This is a genomic window from Pseudoduganella umbonata (genome assembly GCF_014192225.1).
GTDB lineage: Bacteria > Pseudomonadota > Gammaproteobacteria > Burkholderiales > Burkholderiaceae_D > Rugamonas > Rugamonas umbonata.
On the sequence record NZ_JACHXS010000002.1, the window covers coordinates 881651 to 898843 of the forward strand.

12 protein-coding genes and 1 pseudogene are annotated in these 17193 nt (G+C 66.1%); 6 read left to right on the plus strand and 7 right to left on the minus strand.

Annotated elements, in window-relative coordinates:
- Positions 1–15 precede the first annotated feature (15 nt).
- From FHS02_RS08810 to FHS02_RS08820, 3 genes are all read right to left on the minus strand, one after another.
- Positions 16–2751 (minus strand): alpha-1,6-glucosidase domain-containing protein, encoded by a 2736-nt coding sequence (locus FHS02_RS08810; RefSeq protein WP_137314420.1) that lies wholly within the window; start codon positions 2749–2751, stop codon positions 16–18.
- A gap of 99 nt (positions 2752–2850) precedes the next feature.
- Positions 2851–4608, minus strand: coding sequence for a methyl-accepting chemotaxis protein (locus FHS02_RS08815; RefSeq protein WP_229422716.1), 1758 nt, complete (start codon positions 4606–4608; stop codon positions 2851–2853).
- A 231-nt stretch (positions 4609–4839) separates the two neighbouring features.
- Positions 4840–6432 (minus strand): POT-type proton-dependent oligopeptide transporter, encoded by a 1593-nt coding sequence (locus FHS02_RS08820; protein WP_137314419.1) that lies wholly within the window; start codon positions 6430–6432, stop codon positions 4840–4842.
- A gap of 277 nt (positions 6433–6709) precedes the next feature.
- Here FHS02_RS08820 and FHS02_RS08825 point away from each other — a divergent pair, with 277 nt between their 5' ends.
- The 4 genes from FHS02_RS08825 (at position 6710) to FHS02_RS08840 (ending at position 12574) form a co-directional block, all read left to right on the plus strand.
- Positions 6710–8341: an alpha-glucosidase family protein gene (locus FHS02_RS08825; protein WP_137314418.1), complete on the plus strand. Its 1632-nt coding sequence runs from the start codon at positions 6710–6712 to the stop codon at positions 8339–8341.
- A 101-nt stretch (positions 8342–8442) separates the two neighbouring features.
- Positions 8443–10308 carry a glucokinase gene (locus tag FHS02_RS08830; RefSeq protein WP_137314417.1) on the plus strand — a complete coding sequence of 622 codons (1866 nt, stop codon included), beginning with the start codon at positions 8443–8445 and terminating at the stop codon, positions 10306–10308.
- Positions 10309–10686: 378 nt separating this feature from the next.
- The gene (locus FHS02_RS08835; RefSeq protein WP_137314416.1) at positions 10687–11232 is read left to right on the plus strand and encodes a PadR family transcriptional regulator; all 546 of its coding nucleotides are present in this window, start codon (positions 10687–10689) and stop codon (positions 11230–11232) included.
- 70 nt (positions 11233–11302) lie between these two features.
- The gene (locus tag FHS02_RS08840) at positions 11303–12574 is read left to right on the plus strand and encodes an MFS transporter (RefSeq protein WP_137317478.1); all 1272 of its coding nucleotides are present in this window, start codon (positions 11303–11305) and stop codon (positions 12572–12574) included.
- Here FHS02_RS08840 and FHS02_RS08845 read toward each other — a convergent pair.
- The 4 genes from FHS02_RS08845 to FHS02_RS08860 form a co-directional block, all read right to left on the minus strand.
- Positions 12558–13202: a hypothetical protein gene (locus FHS02_RS08845; protein ID WP_137314415.1), complete on the minus strand. Its 645-nt coding sequence runs from the start codon at positions 13200–13202 to the stop codon at positions 12558–12560. The genes FHS02_RS08840 and FHS02_RS08845 overlap by 17 nt on opposite strands.
- Before the next feature lie 15 nt (positions 13203–13217).
- Positions 13218–13871 carry a glutathione S-transferase family protein gene (locus tag FHS02_RS08850; protein ID WP_217496938.1) on the minus strand — a complete coding sequence of 218 codons (654 nt, stop codon included), beginning with the start codon at positions 13869–13871 and terminating at the stop codon, positions 13218–13220.
- Between the two features lie 21 nt (positions 13872–13892).
- A complete protein-coding gene (locus FHS02_RS31455) occupies positions 13893–14429 on the minus strand; it encodes a hypothetical protein (protein WP_229422714.1) in 537 nt (178 codons plus the stop codon).
- An 83-nt stretch (positions 14430–14512) separates the two neighbouring features.
- Positions 14513–16303 (minus strand): thiamine pyrophosphate-requiring protein, encoded by a 1791-nt coding sequence (locus FHS02_RS08860; RefSeq protein ID WP_137314414.1) that lies wholly within the window; start codon positions 16301–16303, stop codon positions 14513–14515.
- 274 nt (positions 16304–16577) lie between these two features.
- Between FHS02_RS08860 and FHS02_RS08865 the strand changes: the two genes are divergently transcribed.
- A complete protein-coding gene (locus FHS02_RS08865) occupies positions 16578–16751 on the plus strand; it encodes a glycine zipper domain-containing protein (RefSeq protein WP_175424636.1) in 174 nt (57 codons plus the stop codon).
- Positions 16752–16935: 184 nt separating this feature from the next.
- A pseudogene (locus FHS02_RS08870) lies at positions 16936–17193 on the plus strand (IS110 family transposase); the annotation flags it as partial.

The window sequence follows — 17193 nt, forward strand, 5'->3', positions numbered from 1 at the left end:
AACTTTTTTTGCTCGTTATTCCACGAAAACGACGGCGGTGCGGGGCGGGATCGTGAAGCGGCCGGTGGCGGGGTCGTAGCGGGCTTCGCTGGCGCGCCGGTCGGCGGCGGCCGGGGAGGCGTGGACGGGGTGCAGCTTCCAGGCGCGACCGGTTTCCTGCGGCACGTCGATCGAGCGGGCGGCCTTGTCGACGTTGAGCAGGTACAGCACCGACTTGAAGCCGGCGCCCTGGTAGCCGGCGCCATCGAGCCTGCCGGCGATCACGGTCGGCACCTGCGCCGGGCCGGTATTGTAGAAGCGCAGCCGCTGCCCGACGTCGCCGGCGGTGCGCAGCCGGAACAGCGTGCTGCTGGCGCGGATCCGCAGCAGGTCGCGGAAGGCGTCCCGTGTGAAGGCGATGTCGGCGGGCGCCGGCTTGAAGGCCGGATTGGCGAGCAATGGCCGGAACAGTGCGTAATCCTTGCCGTTGTCGGCGGCCGGCGGCAGTCCGGTGCCGAAGTAGTTGTCGCGGTAGGTCCAGTCCAGGCGGTTGAACCAGTCGCCCGATTCGAAGCTGTTGCGGTCCAGCGACTTGGAACGCAGGATGTCGAAGCCGGCATGGAAGTACGCCACGCCCTGGCTGAACGCATTGATCGCGGCGGCCAGCACCTGCACGCGGGCGCGGTCGGCGGTCGATGTCGATGCCGGCAGGCGCAGCACGTTCAGGTCGTACAGCGTCTGGTTGTCGTGGTTTTCCACGTAGTTGACGACCTCGCCCGGTTCGCTGGCATAGCCGGCCGGCTGGCCGCCATAGTCGATGCGCTGCAGTTCGCGCATTTCGCCGGTGTACACCTGCAGCGGGTAGGTGCGCAGCGTGCCGGCCAGGCCCACCCTGACCAGGTCCGCGGCCTTCAGGAGGTCGGCGGGCGAATGCTGGATGCCGCCATTCGGGTCATACACGAGCCCGTTGACATAGCCCTGGCGCGTGACCATGTCGCGCCCGGAATCGCCGGCGCCGCCGCCGCGCACCGCATCGCGGCCACGGTCGCTGAAGGTGCCGATGCCGCTGCCGTTCAGCGCCAGCTGGGACGCCTGCACGAAGCACTTGCCATCGGCCACTTCGCCGAAGTTCCAGCCTTCGCCGATCAGGTTCACGTGGCGTCCCGCCGCCGCGTTCACGCGCCGCTGCAGCGTTTCCATCACGCTGCGCGGCTGGTGGCCCATCAGGTCGAAACGGAACGAATCGATGTGGTAGGCCTGCGTCCACAGCACGCTCGAATCGACCATCAGCTTGCCCATCATCCGGTGCTCGGTGGCCGTGTTCTCGCAGCAGGTTGAGCGTTCGATCGCGCCCTTGGCATCGAGACGGTGGTAGTAGCCGGGCACCACGCGGTCCAGCACGGATTTTTCGTCCTGGCCCGCCGTATAGGTGTGGTTGTAGACGACGTCCATGCCGACGCGCAGGCCGGCCCGGTGCAGCGCCTGCACCATCTGCCGGAACTCGATCACGCGCTTGCCGCCGTCGGCCGGATCGGTGCTGTAGCTGCCTTCCGGCGCGCTGTAGTGATACGGGTCGTAGCCCCAGTTGTAGCAGTCCGCCAGCTTGCTGTCCCCGATCAGCTTTTGCTGGGCATCGCTGTCCGCCGCGCCGGCCGGCGCCGGCGTCACGCAGCCTTTCTCGGGAATGCTGCCGATGTCGTAGACGGGCAGCAGGTGCACGTCGGTCAGCCCGGCCTGCGACAGCGCGCGCAGGTGCCGCATGCCGTCCGAGCCCGATTCCAGGAACGCCGTGTACTTGCCGCGATTGGCCGCACTGACGGTCGCGTCGCCGATCGAGAAATCGCGCACGTGCAGTTCGTAGATCGACATGTCCGGCTGCGCGGCCACCTTGGCGGGCGGCGCGTCGCTGTCCCAGCCGGCCGGCTTCAGGCGCGGCGACGCCAGGTCGGCGATGTAGCTGCGCCGCGAATCGGTGGCCAGGCTAACGGAATAGGGATCGGTGACGAGGTTGCGCACGATGCCGGCGCCCGGCACGTGCACGTCGACGGCATAGCGGTAATACTTGCCGTCCAGGTTGCCGGCCAGCGTGGCCGACCAGACGCCCGACTTCGGATCGAAGCGCAGCGGCGTGGCGGCGCGCGAAGGCCCGGTGCCCTGGTCGTACGTGCAGACGGCCACCTGCCGTGCGGTCGGCGCCCACAGCTTGAATGTGGTGCCGCCGGTACGGGGCGTCGCGCCCAGGTCCGGCACCGCTTCGGCGGCCGCGTACAGGTCGTCCAGCGCGCCGGCAACCTGCACGCGGGTGGCATCGAGCACGGTGCCGTCGGCGGCCTCGCTGACCAGCAGGAGCGCGCCGCGGTGCAGGCCGGCGATACGTGCCACGTCGGCCTCGCGCAGCGCGAACACGGGGCCTTCACCCAGGTAGCGCAGGCGTTCCGGCAGCGCGGCAGCCGTGGCGTCGAGTGGCAGGAAGCCGTCCGCGCCGCCGACCTTGCCGCCGGCGGGCGCCGTCAGCGCGGCGTTCTTCGCGTGATACAGGCGCGTGCGCGCATCGGCACGGGCACCCGGCCAGGCCAGGGTACGCCGGTCGACCCATGCGGCGCGCGCGTCGAATGCGGCAGCGGAGGGGGACAGGATGGACTGGAAGCCTTCGCCATCGCAGAGCGCGGCGGAAGAAGAAGCGGCGTGCGCGGTGCCCGCCGATGCAGCCAGCGTGGCAAGTGCCGCGGCGACGGCGAGGCGCAGCGCGCGGCTGCGGTGTGGATGTTCCATGCGTCCCCCTGTTTCAATGGGGACGTATGGTAAAGGAAGCGTGCGACTACAGCCATGCTGTAGTCGCACGGGGATCAGAAGCGGGTTGAGATACGGGGTTTAGAACTCTTCCCAGTCCGATTCGGAACCGGCGGTGACAGGTGCCTTGCGGCTGGCCGGCGCGGCCTTGGCCGCGGCGGGCCGGGCGGAGGCAGCGGGCAGCGCGGCGCGGACGGCAGGCTTCGCCACCGGCTTGGCGGCCGGGCTTGCGACGGACCTGGCGGAAGCGGTGCCGGCCGCCGGCGCGGTGCCCTGCGCCAGCCTGAACGTGCCCACCAGTTCGGCCAGCCTGCGGGCCTGTTCCTGCATGGCTTCGGATGCGGCACTGGCTTCCTCGACCAGCGCGGCGTTCTGCTGCGTCACTTCATCCATCTGCGTGATGGCCACGTTGACCTGGTCGATGCCGCTGCTCTGTTCGCGGCTGGCGGAAGAGATTTCCGCCATGATGTCGGTCACGCGCTGCACGCTGCCCACCACTTCGTTCATGGTGGCGCCGGCCTGGCCCACCAGCTGGGTGCCGACGCCGACCTTTTCCACCGAGTCGTCGATCAGCGCCTTGATTTCCTTGGCGGCGGTGGCGGAACGGTGCGCCAGGTTGCGCACCTCGCTGGCCACTACGGCGAAGCCGCGGCCCTGCTCGCCGGCACGGGCCGCCTCGACGGCGGCGTTCAGTGCCAGGATATTGGTCTGGAAGGCGATGCTGTCGATGACGGAAATGATGTCGACGATCTTCTTCGCCGACGCATCGATCGCGCCCATCGTATCGACCACCTGGGCGACCACGGTGCCGCCCTGCGCCGCCACGCTGGAAGCCGAGGCGGCCATGGCGCTGGCCTGCTGGGCATTCTCGGCATTCTGGCGCACGGTCGACGTCAGTTCTTCCATCGACGACGCGGTTTCCTCCAGCGAGCTGGCCTGCTCTTCGGTGCGCGACGACAGGTCCTGGTTGCCGGCTGAGACTTCGGCCGCGGCGGTGGCGATCGTGTCGGTACCGGTGCGCACCTCGGCGACGATGGCGGCCAGCTTGTCGCGCATATTGCGCATCGCGAACATCATGCTGGCGGTATCGCCGGCCTTGACGGGCACGTCCACGGTCAGGTCGCCGTCGGCGATGCTGGCGAGGACGGCGGCTGCCTCGTTCGGCTCGCCTCCCAGTTGCTTGAGCAGCGTGCGCGTGATCAGCACTGCGGCAGCGATGCCGACCGCCAGCGCGACCACGGCGAGGATCAGCATCAGCCGGATGGCACTGTGGTAGGCGTCCGTGGCCTCGTTCGCTTCTTCCTCGTTCAAGGCTTCTTCCAGCGTGATCAGCTCATCGATCGCATTCATCCAGACTCTCTGGACGGGGCGGAGCTTGGACATCAGCGTGCTGGTAGCTTGCTCGGCCTGGTTGGCCAGGCCCAGCTTTTCCGTTTCTGCCATCAATGGCCTGGCGATCCGTTCCTGCTCCACGATCGTTGCCATCAGCGACTTTTCCTTCGGATCCGTGCTGGCATCTTCCAGGCTCTTGGTGACTTTCCCCATCACTTCCGCGTAGAGCGCCTCCTGCTTGCGCAGGCGCTCGGCTTCTGGCCGCATGGCATCCATATCGGTCAGCAGCGCAAGATTACGCAGCGCGATCATGCTGTCCGCCAGGCTGTCCTGCGCGGTATTGAGCTGCCGGATCTGCGTATTGTTGACTTCTGTAATGTTCTGTATGCGCTGTTGCATGTCGCGCATTTTCATCAGGCCCGCGCCGACGATGATTATCAGCAGGACCAGCACGAGTGCATAGCCCAGCGCCAGCCGCGTGCCGACCTTCATATTTTTCAGGTTCATGGTTATCCGTTGGATTAGACGACCGCGAGGAGGAGGGCGGTCCGTATCGGGCGGCGCGGGGGTTGGGCGCAAGCCAGCAGGCACGCAATTCGGTGCCGTATGGCAATTATAGGGAACTCCCGGCCGGAATGTGCCGGTTTGTTGTTCGTGCGCCGCATCGCAGCGCACATTTTTTTCACGGTAGGCCAGTCTGTCATCAAACGGATGGCAGACCGGCCGGCCGGTTAACCGTCAGGCGATGGCCGTCTGCGCCCGGTAGTTGTCGACCATCTTGTAGCGCCGCGCGTAAAGCCCGAACAGCAGCGCCGTCAGCATGGCGAAGCCGGCAAAGAAGAACATCTGGAACGCGATCACCGACAGCCCGGTATCGCCGATGTGCGCCAGCACGGCGTCATTCTTCACGCTGGCGTTGACGATCAGTACCCACAGGTTGCCGACGGTGACGGCCAGCGTCCAGAAGCTCATGATCGAGCCTTTCATCGATGCCGGCGCCTGGCTGTACGCGAATTCCAGGCCGGTGGCGGAAACCAGCACCTCGCCCATCGTCAGCAGCGCGTACGGTGCCAGCTGCCACAGGATCGACATCGGCGTGCCCGCATCCATCGATACCTGGATCCAGCCGATCACCAGCCACGAGAAGCCGGAGAAGGCGATGCCGGCCGTCATCCGGCGCAGCGCCGTCGGCTCCAGGCCGAGCTTGCTCAGCAGCGGGAAGATGACCAGGTTGTTGAATGGGATCAGCAGCATCACCAGTGCCGGGTTGACGGCCTGCATCTGCGCCGGCAGCAGCTGGAATTCCCAGCCGAACAGGTTCAGCACGGGGCTGGTCATCGCATTGGCCTGGACGATCCACGTCGAAGCCTTCTGGTCGAAGAGCGACCAGAACGGCGTCACCAGCGCGAAGACGATCAGGATGCGCAGTACGGCGCGCACGCCTTCCACCGCGGCATCCGGATGGTGGCCGCGCGCCCGCTCCAGCTGCATGGCGGTGCCGATGCCCCAGCCGGCCAGCAGCAGCACCAGTGCCGTGCAGGCGGCGATCACGAAGCCCCAGGAGAACGACATCAGCAGCGAGGCCACGGCACCCGCCGCGCCGAGTGCCGCCACCACGAGGCCGGGCCGGCCCTGGCCGGGCTTTTTCGCCAGCAGGGCGGTGCGCGATACGCGCGTCAGCGAATCGGGGCTGGGCGGTGCCGGCGGCACGTGCACGTATTTTTTGTTCCCCATCCAGAATATGAGAAGCGCCAGCGCCATCAGCAGGCCGGGAATGCCGAACGCGACGGACGGGCCGTAATTCTTCAGGAACAGCGGCATCAGCAGCGACGCGAAGAACGAGCCGAAGTTGATGATCCAGTAGAACGCGTCGTAGACGACCTTTGCCCGCTTCTTGTTGGTGTGGTCGAACTGGTCGCCGACGAAGGCCGCCACCAGCGGCTTGATGCCGCCCGCGCCCAGCGCGATCAGGAACAGGCCGGCGTAGAAGCCCGTCAGATTGTCCTCGAAGATCGCCAGGCAGGCATGGCCGACGACATACACGAGGCTGAGCCAGAAGATGGTGTTGTACTTGCCGAAGAAGCGGTCGGCCAGGAAGCCGCCCAGCAGCGGGAAGAAATAGACGCCGATGACGAACGTGTGGAACACGTGTTTCGCTTCGCCGGCGCGGTCTTCCAGCGGAACGAACAGCAGCAGGGTACTGATCAGGAACGGCGTCAGGATGTTACGCATGCCATAGAAGGAAAAGCGTTCGGCCCCTTCGTTGGCGATGATGTACGGTATCTGGCGCGGCAGCGGGCCGCAGCCTGCTTCGTGGGTGGCGTTTGCCATCGATAGCCCTCTCGAATTGTGGATGGACGCGATGCTATGCCGAATACGGCTGCGCTGGCAATGGCCGGGCTGGACCGCTTAATAATGATTAACACCAATGATTAGCACCGTAAGCGATGTAGTTTGACTACGACAACAGCAGTAATTTTTTCACGGATATGATTGTAAGTCATTGTTTTATATGGATGGTGCGTGACTACGTTACCGCGGCGATCCGTTGAACTATTCATACCGTTGATGTATATTCTCTACAATACCCTCACTTCATCGGAATCCCATGACCAAATCCACGTCTCCGACCTGGTGGCAGGAAGCCATCATTTACCAGGTGTATCCGCGCAGCTACCTCGACACGAACGGCGACGGCGTGGGCGACCTGAACGGCATTACCGACCGCCTCGACTACATTGCGAAACTGGGCGTGGACATCGTCTGGATCTCGCCGTTCTTCAAGTCGCCGATGAAGGATTTCGGCTACGACATCGCCGACTATTGCGACGTCGATCCGCTGTTCGGCACGCTGGCCGATTTCGACCGGCTGATCGCGAAAGCCCATTCCGTGGGCGTGAAGATCATGATCGACCAGGTGATGAGCCACTGCTCGGAACAGCACCCGTGGTTCGTGGAAAGCCGCAGCAGCCGCGACAACCCGAAAGCCGACTGGTTCGTGTGGGCCGACCCGCTGCCGGACGGGAATCCGCCGAACAACTGGCTGTCGGTGTTCGGCGGCTCGGCCTGGCAATGGGATTCGCGCCGCAAGCAGTACTACATGCACAACTTCCTCACCAGCCAGCCAGACCTGAATTTCCACAATCCGGAAGTGCAGCAGGCGATGCTGGACAGCCTGCGCTTCTGGCTGCAGCGGGGTGTCGACGGCGTGCGCCTCGATGCCGTCACGTTCCACTTCCATGACCGCGAACTGCGCAGCAATCCGCCGGCCACCGTGCGCGACACCGCCACCGTGACGGACGTGAACCCGTACGGCATGCAGGCGCACGTGTACGACAAGTGCCGCCCCGAGAACGTGCCGTTCCTGCGGCGCGTGCGCCAGGTGCTGGACGAATTCGGCGCCGTGTCGATCGGCGAAGTGGGCGCCGACGATGCGCTGGCGTTCATGGCCGAATACACGGCCGGCGGCGACAAGCTGCACATGGCCTACAGCTTCAACCTGCTGACCGAAGACCATTCGGCGCGCCACATCCGCACCCAGGTCGAGGACTTCAAGCGCCGCGTCAAGGATGGCTGGGCTTCCTGGTCGGTGGGCAACCACGACGTACCGCGCGTGGCCACGCGGTGGGGCGCCGGGAACGGGTTTGCCAAGAACGCGGCGGCGTTCGGCAAGCTGGTCATGGCGATGCAGCTGTCGCTGAAGGGCACGCCGTGCCTGTACCAGGGCGACGAGCTGGCATTCACGGAAGCGGACGTGCCGTATGAACTGATCCAGGACCCGTACGGCATCACGTTCTGGCCCGAGTTCAAGGGCCGCGACGGCTGCCGCACGCCGATCGCCTGGACCGATGGCGCGAACGGCGGCTTCACGACGGGCAAGCCATGGCTGCCGGTGGCGCCGGAACATGCCGCCGCCGCGGCCTCGGTGCAGGAAGCGGATGCGCAATCGCCACTGAACTTCGCGCGCCGGATGATCGCGTGGCGCCGCACGATGCCGCAGCTGACGCGCGGCGACATCGAATTCCTGGACGCGCCGGAGCCGGTGCTGGCGTTCCGGCGCACGCTGGCCGGCGAGCGTTCCGTGCTGTGCGTGTTCAACCTGGGCGGCGATGACGTCACGTTCACGCTGCCGCAGGCGAGGGGCGCGCAGAAGCTGGACGAAGCCGGGCTGCCGGGCGACGTTGCCGATGGTATCGTCTCCCTGCCGGCCTGCGGCGGGTGGTTCGGGTACGAGGGCTGAAAACCAGCCGCGATGGGGCAGGTGCGCTTTTTCAGCGCGCCCGTTTCGGGTATGCTGCGGCCTCGCCCGCATGAGCGCAGCAACAAGTAAAAGAGAGCGAGATGAGACAAGTGGAAGTGGAACAGAAACTGGGACGTGCCGCGTTTGCCGACGGCCCGCGGCTGCTGGCCGACATCGGCGCCACGCATGCGCGCTTCGCGCTGCAGACGGGGCCCGGCGAATACCAGGCCGTGCGGGTACTGCAGTGCGACGACTACACCGGCATCGTTCCGCTGCTGCGCAGCTATCTCGCCGATCATCCCGGCATCAACCTGAATCACGGCGCTCTGGCGCTGGCGAACCCGGTGCACGGCGACTATATCCGGATGACGAACCGGGACTGGCAGTTCTCCACCGACGAAGTGCGCCGCGAGCTGGGCCTGCACACGCTGCTGGTGGTGAACGACTTCACGGCGCTGGCGATGGCGATCCCGGGACTGCAGCCCACCGACCTGATGCAGGTGGGCGGCGGCGCGCCGGCCGCCAATTCCGTCATCGGCGTGCTCGGCCCGGGCACGGGCCTGGGCTGCTCGGGCGTGATCCCGACGGTGGACGGCTTCGTCACCCTCGGTTCGGAAGGCGGCCACAACAACTTCGCGCCGGCCGACGAACGCGAATACGCGATCCTGCAATACGCGTGGCAGACCTGGTCGCACGTGTCGAACGAGCGCCTGATCTCGGGCCCCGGCATGGAGATCATCTACCGCGCGCTGGCCCGCCGCAACGGCCTGCACGTGCGCGACCTGACTTCCCAGCAGATCATCTCCGGCGCCCTGAAGGACAAGGATGCGCTGTGCATCGAGGTGCTCGAGTGCTTTTCCGCGATGCTGGGCGGCGCGGCCGCCAACCTGGCCGTCACGCTCGGGTCGTTCGGCGGCATCTTCATCGGCGGCGGCATCGTGCCGCGCATGGGCGAGTGGTTCAGGAGTTCGCCGTTCCGTACCCGCTTCGAAGCCAAGGGCCGCTTCTCGTCGTACCTGGCGGAGATCCCGACCTACGTGATCACTACGCCGAACCCGGCGTTCTATGGCGTGGCCACGATCCTTTCCGAGCACCTGCGCGGCCGCAGCGGCGCCAATACGCTGATGGAGCGCGTGCAGACCCTGCTGCGCGAACTGACGCCGGCCGAGCAGCGCGTGGCGCAGCTGGTGCTGGAACAGCCGCGCCTGGTGCTGAACGAACCGATCGCCGATATCGCCCGCATGGCCGAAGTGTCGCAGCCGACCGTGATCCGCTTCTGCCGCTCGCTGGGCTTCACTGGGCTGGCCGACTTCAAGCTGAAATTCGCCAGCAGCCTGACGGGCGCGATCCCCGTGCGCCACAGCCAGGTGCGCAACAGCGACAGCACGCACGACCTGTCGGCGAAGGTGGTCGACAACACCGTGTCGGCGATCCTGAAATTCCGCGACCAGCTCGACGTGCGCGCCATCGACCGCGCCATCGCGCTGGTGGCCAAGGCCAAGAAGGTGGAGTTCTACGCGATGGGCAATTCGCGCGTGGTGGGGCTGGACGGGCAGCACAAGTTCTTCCGCTTCCGCATCCCGACCGCGTCGTACGGCGACTCGCACCTGCTGTCGCTGGCGGCCGAGCTGCTGCAGCCGGGCGACGTGGTCATCGCGATCTCGAACTCCGGCCGGCTGCCCGAGCTGCTCGACGCGGTGGACACGGCCCGCGCCGCCGGTGCCGACGTCATCGCCATCACCACCAGCCAGTCGCCGCTGGCGAAGAAGGCCAGCGTCTGCCTGGCGGTGGACCACAGCGAGGACAGCACCACGTTCCTGTCGATGATTTCGCGCATCCTGCAGCTGCTGCTGATCGACATCCTGACCGTGGGTATCTCGCTCGACTCGCAGAACAAGGCGCTGGTGCTGGAAGGGAAAGGCGCGGCGAGCGGCTCGCGGCTGCAGATCTCGCACCTCGACAGCTGAGCCCCCAGGGGCCTTCGACATAAAAAAACGCCGGGTCGCCCCGGCGTTTTTTTTGCCTGTCCGTTTCAGTAACGGCGGCGCACGCCCTGCACCGGTGCCCGCTTCAGCACCCGGCCCTGCACTTTCTTCCAGATAAAGCCGGCGATTGCCATCAGGATCATCTTGCGCATACATCCTCCCTTGCATTGGTTTCATTGCATTGCAACCAGGCCCGGTGCCTGCCGCAACGATGAGCCTACGATACCGTATCTGCAAAATTGCGAGCGCAGCAATGGTTGGCCGTGCGGCGGTGGCGGGAACGGGCCGTGAAAAAAAGGTTGCGATATATCGTGGAAGGTTTAAGATATATCTCAATACGATATATCTTTAGGAGTTCACATGTTCCATAAGTTCCGACACCACGGTCCCCGTTCGCACGAATCCCACCATCCCCGCGGCGGTCACGGCGGCGGCCCGGGCGCGCCGGGAGGCAGGGGGCCGCGCATGTTCGACGCGGGCGCGATGCGCTACGTGGTGCTGCAGCTGATCGCGGAAAAGCCGCGCCACGGGTATGACATCATCAAGGAGCTGGAGGGCCGGGTCGGCGGCGGTTATGCGCCGAGCCCGGGCGCGATCTACCCGCTGATGGCGATGCTGTACGAGATGGGCCACGTGTCGATCAGCAGCGAAGGCAACAAGAAGCTGCATTCGATTACGCCGGAAGGGCAGGCCTTCCTGGACGAGAACCGGCAGATGGTCGATGCGCTGATGGCGCGCCTGGCCGAGCCGCAAGCGGGCAGCCGCGACAGCCTGCGCTCGGTGATGCACGAGCTCAAGCACGTGGTCATCGAAAAAGGCCGCGATCCGGCCGCATCGCCGGCGCGCGCCGAACAGATCGCCGCGATCCTGCGCCGCGCGGCCGACGAGATCCGCCAGCTGGCGTAACGGCCGCATAAGTGGATAAGGCCAATGCCGGCGGGGCGCGTTCCCGCCGGCCTCACAAGAAAAGCAAATGATGACTTCCCTTCCTTACCCCGGCGAGCTGGCTCCCGCGCGCGAGCGGCTCGTGCTGTGGCTGCTGGCGCTCACCCAGTTCACCGTGATCATGGATTTCATGGTGATGATGCCGCTGTCGCCGCAACTGATGGCGGCGTTTTCGATCAGCCCGGCGCAGTTTTCCAGTGCCGTCTCCGCGTATGCGTGGTGCGCCGGCCTGTCCGGCCTGCTCGCGGCGACCTATATCGACCGCTTCGACCGCAAGCGCATGCTGCTGGCGGTGTTTTTACTGTTCAACCTGTCGAACCTGGCGTGCGCGCTGGCGCCGAATTTCCATGTGCTGGTACTGTCGCGTGCATTCGCGGGGCTGACCGGCGGCGTGCTGGGCGCGATCGGCATGGCCATCATCGGCGACCTCATCGCGCCACAGCGGCGCGGCTATGCGACCGGCATCGTGATGACGTCGTTCTCGATGGCCGCGATCCTGGGCGTGCCGCTGGGCGTCGGCCTGGCGGCCCGCTTCGGCTGGCAGTCGCCGTTCTACCTGCTGGTGGTGGTGTCGATGGCGATCTGGTGCCTTGCCGCGTTCGTGCTGCCGCCGCTGACGGCGCACCTCGACCGTAACGGGAACGGCAACGCGCCGCCGGCTCGCGCGCTGCCGGAGCTGCTGGCGCTGTTCCGCGTGCCCGAGCACCTGCGCGCGTTCCTGCTGACGTTCGTGACGATGCTGAACGCGATGCTGGTGATTCCCTTCATCTCGCCTGTGCTGGTCGGTAACCTCGGCGTGCAGCCGGGCGACATCATGTGGATCTACCTGGCCGGCGGTATCGCGGCGTTCTTCAGTTCGCGCTTCGTGGGTTCCTGGTCCGACCGCGCCGGCCGGCACAAGGTGTTCCGTATTTTCGTGCTGTTGTCGGTGGCGCCGATCCTGGCGATCACGCACCTGCCGGATGTCTCCCCGCATTGGCCATTGCTGGCGCTGGTGTGCCTGTTCCCGTTCTTCATGGTGGCGATGAACGGCCGCAATGTGCCGCTGCAGGCGCTGATGACGACGGTGCCCGACGCGCGGCGCCGTGGCGCCTTTCTCAGCGCGAACGCGGCCGTGCAGCAGATCGGCACGGGGCTGGGTGCGCTGCTGGGCGGACTGTGGCTGCACACGGATGCGGCCGGCCACATCAGTGGTTACGGGCTGAACGGCTGGCTGGCCGCGGGCCTGTCGCTGTTTACATGGTGGTGGGTGGGGCAGGTGCGGGCGGTGCCGGCTGCACCGGCCCTCAGGAGCCCTGCCTGACGACGATGTCGAGCAGGCGCTGCGCCTGCTTCATGACCGGCGATGCGATCTTGTCGCGGTCGACGTCGCTGAACGTGCCATCGCGCGCATGCAGGCCGTCCGCGGCCAGCAGCGACAGGCGCAGGTTGCCCAGCGTCGGCGGTGCCGCGCGGTATTTCGCCAGCCCCCTGGCCGCCGCCAGCGGAATGGCCGCATGCACGAGCAGCTTGCCCTGCTGGGCCACGCTGTCCGGCGCGCCTTCGAAGACGGCCACGCGGCCGGTATGGTGGATGTAGCGCACGGTGCCGTCGGCATAGGCGGCCAGCACGTCGAGCCCGCCCTCGAGCGGCACTTCGACGACCACGCCCAGCAGTTCGCGCGAGGTGACCGGCTGGCCGGCAGCGCGCAGCCACTGCCAGGCCAGCAGCCGCACGCGGCTTTCCTCGGCAGGGTCTTCGCCGATCGTCTGCACCACGCGCGGATCGGGCGCCGTGCCGAACAGCGACGCGGGTTCCGCACCTTGCTGCATCAGTTGCGGATCGTCGCAGAACAGCAGCTGGTACATGAGGTTCAGTTCTTCCTGCTTGTACGGCCGGGCTTGGGAGGCGTGCCGGCGCGACGACAGCGCGGCAATGAGTTTCTTGAACATGGCATCATTGTATCGTCACTGGATACCGTCAAGGTGCCATCCCTGGAGACTTTCCATCGACACCGCGCCGCGCCAGGCGGGGCGGGCGGTGGCCAGCCGCGCCAGGCGGTCCAGCTCCGGCCATTCGGTGGCCGGTTTCGGCATCGCGCGCGACCAGCGCATGTACATGCACAGCTGGTAGTCGGCCGAGCTGAAACGCTCGCCCAGCAGGTAAGGCCCGTGGGCCGCCAGGTGCGAGGCGATCCGTTCGAATCCCGCTTCCAGCGCGCGGCGCACCGGCATGCGGCTCGCTTCGTCGTGCGCGGCCAGGCCCACGTCCTGCGGGTAGAACCACAGCCGGAACGGCCCGCCCAGCGAAGTGGCCAGGGCCACCGTCCATTGCAGCCATTCGGCGCGGCCCGGTGCGCCGGGGGCGGGGGCGAGGTTCGCCTCCGGGTGGCGCTCGGCCAGCAGCATCAGCAGCGCGGCCGATTCGCGATGCGCCAGGCCGTCGATGAGCAGCGTGGGCACGGTGCCCTGCGGGTTCAGGCGCAGGTAGTCGTCCGTGCGCGGCACGTCCAGGTCGACATTGACCAGCTGGTGGTCGGCGCCGGTCTCGTGGATCGCGGCATGCACGGCGAGGCTGGCCGCGCCGGGAGAGTAATACAGCGTATACATCGGTGGCTCCATGGTCTTCGGTGAATGGCCGGGTCAGCGCGCGGCCCGTTCCATCGGTCGTTGTTCGGTGCGCCAGCGCGCCAGCGGCAGCAGGTTTTCATCGTCGTCGACAAGGATCTCGCCATCGGCCACGCCGACCAGGAAGCTTTGCCAGGTGACGGCGGCTTCGGGCCGGTTCTCGACAAAGCTGAGCTGGTGGTACTGCCTGCCGTCGACCGTGCGCGGCGCGGGATCGAAAGGCACCACGGCGCCACGCACGGCGCCGCCGGATGCCGTCTCGATGTGCCTGGCCCATGCCTGCAGCTCGGGCAACGCCATCAGGCGCGCCACCGCCTGGTCCCGGGTCAGCGCCTGCGCCGGCCGTTGGGCAGGAGTGGCGGCGGGAGCGGCAGCAGGAGGGGCGGCGTGTACAGACGCGGCGGCGGCAGACTGTCGTGCCGTTGCGCTGCCTGGCCCCACGTGCTGCGGATACAGGTACCACGCGCCCAGCGCGGCGGCCAGCAGCCCGGCCAGCGTGCCGGCGAGGGCGGGAAGGTGGGAGGATTTGCTCTGTCGGTTTTTCGTGTCCATGTTGCGAACATGGTAATCGAAAGGCACCATTTGCACAGCGCCAATCGAATGCGCCCGGAATGCCCGGGTTTCCTGTTGTTTCCCTAGTCTTTCTTCGGCGGGAACCAGCCTTCCCAGGTCTCCTTGATGCTGGCGCGCACGGTGGCCAGCGCATCCGGGTCGCCCTTCAGCAGCGCCTTGAAGTAGGCGGCGGCCTGCTTCACCGGCACGTCCGGCGGTAGTGGCGGCACGTGCGGATCGGTCACCATCTCGAGCACGCAGGGCCGGTCCGACGCCAGTGCCGCTTCCCAGCCGGCGGCCACCGCGTCGGCGCTGTCGATGCGGATGCCCTTCAGGCCCACCAGTTCCGCGTATTGCGCATACGGGAAATCGGGCATCACCTGCGACGCCTCGAATTTCGGATTGGCCCCCATCACGCGCTCTTCCCATGTGACCAGGTTCAGGTCCTGGTTGTTGAGCACCATGACGACGAGCTTGCCGTTGCCCCAGCGCCGCCAGTACTTGGCGATCGTGATCAGGCCGTTGATGCCGTTCATCTGCATGGCGCCGTCGCCCACCAGCGCGATCACATGGCGGTCGGGATGGGCGAACTTGGCGGCGATCGCATACGGCACGGCGCAGCCCATCGTGGACAGGCCGCCGGAGACGCTGGTCATCATGCCGCGCCGGATCTTCACGTCGCGCGCATACCAGTTGGTGGCCGAGCCCGAATCGCCGACGATGATGCAATCGTCCGGCAGCCGGGGCGACAGTTCCCAGAACACGCGCTGCGGGTTGATCGGATTGGCTTCGTTCATCGCGCGGCCTTCCAGCACGCGCCACCAGCGCTCGACGTTGCTGCGGATGTCGTCCTGCCACTGCCGTTCGGTCTTGCGCTGCAACAGCGGGATCAGCGCGCGCAGCGTTTCGCGCGAGTCGCCGATCAGGTTGAACTCCATCGGGTAGCGCACGCTGGCGCGGCGCGCATCGATGTCGATCTGCACGCCGCGCGCCTGGCCTTCCTTCGGCAGGTGTTCGCTGTACGGGAAGTTCGAGCCCACCATCAGCAGCGTGTCGCAGTCGTTCATCATGTCGTGGCTGGGCTTGGTGCCGAGCAGGCCGATGGTGCCGGTGACGAACGGCAGGTCGTCCGGCACGGCTGCCTTGCCGAGCAGCGCCTTGGCGATGCCGGCGCCGAGGATGTCGGCCACTTCGATCAGCTCGTCGGTGGCGTGCAGCGCGCCGGCGCCGGCCAGGATCGCCACCTTCTTCCCTTCGTTCAGGATGCGCGCGGCCTGCTGCAAGGCGTCCTGTGGCGGCACGTGGCTGCGGGTCAGGGCGCCGATGCCGGAGACCACGGTGCCGTGCTCGCGCGGCGGCTTCGGCACCGCGTCCAGCTCCTGCACGTCGTTCGGGAAGATCAGGCAGGTGACGGCGCGTTCTTCCTTGGCGATGCGGAAGGCGCGGTCGATCAGGTGGCGCACCTGGGCCGGGTCGGTGGCCATGTGCACGTATTCGTGCGCCACGTCCTTGAACAGCGCCTGCAGGTCGACTTCCTGCTGGTAGTCGCTGCCCATCGACATGCGCTTCTGCTGGCCCACGATCGCCACCACGCCCTGGTGGTCGAGCTTGGCATCGTACAGGCCGTTGAGCAGGTGCACCGCGCCGGGGCCGGACGTGGCCAGGCACACGCCCACTTCGCCGGTGAACTTGGCGTGGGCGGTGGCCATGAAGGCGGCCATTTCCTCGTGCCGCACCTGGATGAATTCGATCAGCTCCTGCCGGCCGAAGGCGCCCATGATGCCGTTGATGCCGTCGCCGGGGTAACCGTACACGCGCCGCACGCCCCATTCGCCGAGGCGTTGCAAAAGGAAGTCGCCTACCGTATCCGCCATGTCGTTCTCGCTCGAATAGTCAAGCAAAAATGATATGTCGATGGCCGGACGGCAGGCGCACGCAAGCATTGCAGTGCACCATCGGCTACCTGGCCAGGCCGGTTTAATGCCATGTTCCGGGAGCGAAAAGTGAGCTTTGATGCAACGCAAAACCGTATAACCAGGCAGTTTGAAAACGTTGTTCAAGCGGGACGATCCGCTCAAAAAAACAGCAGAGAGATCGAAAACCGGGTGTATATTGAATCCACAACAACCACGGAACAGGAGACGCAAGATGGATATGGAACCGGACGACCGCACCGGGCGCTATGTTGGCTTCGGTATCAGCCTGGGTGCAGCGATCGGCTGCGCGATCGGTGTTGCAATGGGCAATTTCGCAATGGGCATCGGCCTCGGTGTCGGCGTCGGCAGCGCCGTGGGCGCCGGACTGGCGCGACGGCGACCCTGATCGATCCTGCGACGTGATCACGGCTGCCTCGGCAGCCGTTGTTGTTTCCGCCCTTTCAAAAAACCGGGACGGACCCTGTTTTTGGGGCAATAAAAAGGCAATGGGATGGACGCCCCCTCCGAAACGGCATCGATGTGCCAAAGTGGAAGTGTCAACAAGCCACGATATCGAGGGAGGCGTCATCATGAAGATTACGACAATCGGCATTGACCTGGCAAAGGATGCGTTCCAAGTCCACGGCATAGATGAGCATGGCAAGATTTGTGTGAAGCGGTCACTCAAGCGTAAGGAAATGATGGAGTTCTTCACGCGCACCGAGCCCTGCCTGATCGGCATGGAAAGTTGTAGTGGTGCCCACTATTGGGCGCGGCGGCTTCGCGACGTTGGCCACACGGTAAAGCTAATGGCGCCACAGTTCGTAAAGCCTTACGTCAAGGGGAAC